Source organism: Pseudomonas sp. (assembly GCF_049590575.1).
In the GTDB taxonomy this organism is placed as follows: domain Bacteria; phylum Pseudomonadota; class Gammaproteobacteria; order Pseudomonadales; family Pseudomonadaceae; genus Aquipseudomonas.
Genome location: NZ_JBAWDE010000182.1, coordinates 1 through 2,243, shown reverse-complemented (window position 1 = coordinate 2,243; position 2,243 = coordinate 1). Strand labels below are relative to the sequence as shown.

General features: G+C 65.4%; 1 protein-coding gene. It reads left to right on the top strand.

Features of this window, described 5'->3' with window-relative positions:
* A partial coding sequence (locus WBR57_RS12790) for a condensation domain-containing protein (RefSeq protein ID WP_424084122.1) occupies positions 1-2,243 on the top strand: 2,243 nt, incomplete at both ends.

Sequence of the window (2,243 nt, the reverse complement as noted above, 5' to 3'; positions counted from 1 at the left end):
CGGCTACCTCGGGCGTGCCGGGCTGACTGCCGAGCGCTTTGTCGCCGACCCGCTGGGCGAAGCGGGCGCACGCCTGTATCGCACCGGTGACCGCGCACGCTGGAGCGCCGATGGCGTGCTCGAATACTTGGGCCGCCTCGATCAGCAGATCAAGTTGCGAGGTTTTCGAGTAGAGCCGGAAGAAATCGAAGCGCGCCTGCTGGCCCTTGGCGGTATCGCCCAGGCCGTGGTGCTGGTGCGTGATGCGCAGTTGATCGGCTACTACACCTCGAGCATCGCCCTGGATGAACAGGACGTGAAAACCGCCCTGGCCACCGAGCTGCCGGACTACATGGTGCCTGCACTGTTGATGCGTCTGGACACCATGCCCCTGAGCCCCAGCGGCAAACTCGACCGCCGCGCGCTGCCGGACCCGGTGTGGCAAACCCGCGAGCACATCGAACCCGAATCCGCCTTGCAGCAGCAGATTGCCGCGATCTGGCGCGAGGTGCTGGGCGTGCCACGGATCGGCCTGCGCGATGACTTTTTTGCCCTCGGCGGCCATTCGTTGCTGGCCACGCAAATCATTTCCCGCACCCGCCAGGCCTGCGACGTCGAGCTGCCGTTGCGCACCTTGTTCGAAGCCAGCGAACTCGGCGCGTTTGCCGAGCAAGTCGGCTTGATGCAGGCGGCGGGCCAACGCAACCAACAGACGGCCATCGCCCAGGTCGACCGCAGCCAGCCGGTGCCGCTGTCCTATTCCCAACAGCGCATGTGGTTCCTGTGGCAGATGGAACCCGACAGCCCGGCCTACAACGTCGGCGGCATGGCGCGCCTGCGTGGCGTGCTGGACGTGGGGCGTTTCGAGGCCGCCTTGCAGGCCCTGATCATGCGCCACGAAACCTTGCGCACCACCTTCCCGAGTGTGGACGGCGTGGCCTATCAGAAGGTCTCGACGCAGACCGGCCTGCGCATGGACTGGCAGGATATCTCGGCGCTGAACCCCGCCGAGCGCGAGCAACGCGTGCAGCAGCTGGCCGATCACGAGGCCCATACACCCTTCAATCTGGAGACCGGGCCGTTGCTGCGCGCGTGCCTGGTCAAGGCCGGCGAGCAGGAACACTACCTGGTGCTGACCCTGCACCATATCGTCACCGAAGGCTGGGCCATGGACATCTTTGCCCGTGAGCTCAGCGCGCTGTACGAAGCCTTTATCGACGAGCGCCTGTCGCCGCTGGCGCCGTTGCCGGTGCAGTACCTCGACTACAGCGTGTGGCAACGTGAATGGTTGGAAAGCGGCGAACGCCAGCGCCAGCTGGACTACTGGACCGCGCAACTGGGCAGCGAACATCCGCTGCTCGAACTGCCCGGCGACCGCCCGCGCCCAGCGGTGCAAAGCCACAAGGGCGAGCTGTACCGTTTTGATTTGAGCGATGAATTGGCCGCCCGCGTACGCGCCTTCAATGCCGAGCGCGGCCTGACCCTGTTCATGACCATGACCGCCACCCTGGCCGTGTTGCTCTACCGCTACAGCGGCCAGACCGACCTGCGTATCGGCGCGCCGGTGGCGAACCGGATTCGCCCGGAAAGCGAAGGGCTGATCGGCGCATTCCTCAACACCCAGGTGCTGCGTTGCCAGCTCACTGGGCAGATGAATGTCGCCGAGTTGTTCGAGCAAGTGCGCCACACCGTGATCGAGGGCCAGTCCCACCAGGACCTGCCGTTCGACCATTTGGTGGAAGCCCTGCAGCCGCCGCGCAGCGCGGCCTACAACCCGTTGTTCCAGGTGATGTGCAACGTGCAGCGCTGGGAGTTCCAGCAGAGTCGCCAACTGGCCGGCATGACCGTCGAGTACCTGGCCAACGATGCGCGCGCGACCAAGTTCGACCTCAACCTGGAAGTAACCGACCTCGACCATCGCCTGGGCTGCTGCCTGACCTACAGCACCGACCTGTTCGACGAACCACGCATTGCGCGGATGGCCGAGCATTGGCGCAACCTGCTGGAAGCATTGATCGCAAACCCCGAACAGCGTCTGAGCGAATTGCCATTGCTGACCGCTGCGGACCAACGTGCCTTGCAGGACAGCCTGGGTGTGGAAACCGGTGAGCATCGCCTCGACCAGTGCATCCAGCAGTTGTTCAGCCAACAGGCGCTCAAGCGCGCCGACGCCCCGGCCCTGACGTTTGCCGGTGCGACCCTCACCTATGCCGAGCTCGACGCCCGCGCCAATCGCCTGGCCTGGATGCTGCGCGAGCGTGGCG